Source organism: Vibrio sp. 2134-1, assembly GCF_033339495.1.
On sequence record NZ_JAWOUS010000674.1, the window covers coordinates 1 to 597 of the forward strand.

At 48.7% G+C, this 597-nt stretch carries 1 protein-coding gene; it reads right to left on the reverse strand.

Annotated features, from left to right (window positions below; translation table 11 throughout):
* Window positions 1–597: amidohydrolase family protein (locus R7R78_RS27895; protein ID WP_225474824.1), on the reverse strand; the 597-nt coding region annotated here is incomplete at both ends.

A 597-nucleotide genomic window follows, 5' to 3' on the forward strand; every position in this document is an offset into this window, starting at 1 on the left:
TCGGCACGAGGATGGCCGAGCACCGAGTCTACATGCCAGTCACCCCAATAAAAAGTATGCATTGGGAATAGAGAAGGGAAGATGCCTTGCGCAGCTAAGCGATCCACTTGGTCTTGGCGCATGGTTTGGCCGTGAATGAGTACAGGTCGGCGGTCTTGTTTTCCTAGCTTTTCATTTGCTTTGGTCACTGCGTTGATAAATTGCTCGATCGCAGCGTCACCATTGGCATGCGTCAGCACTTGCCATTCATTTTTAAAGGCCGTTTCTACGTAATCGTAAGCTTGTTGATCTTCAAAGGTTGGGTAGCCAGCGTAGTCTTTATCTTGTCCATGTGGCGGGTGGAAGTAAGGCTGACTTAGCCATGCCGTTTTACCTTGTGGAGATCCATCAAAGTTCAGCTTTACGCCACCGATGCGGAAATGGTTTGTGTACTCTGGCGTGTTGTATTCTGAGTCCATAAAATCACTGCTCGATACCATATCGGCGTACGCAACCAAATCGATCATCAGCTTGTCGTTTTTCGACGCGCGTTTCATCGCTTCATAACCTTCTGATGTTGCTCGCCCTTCTTGAGCCGTGGTATAGCCATATTTCGCG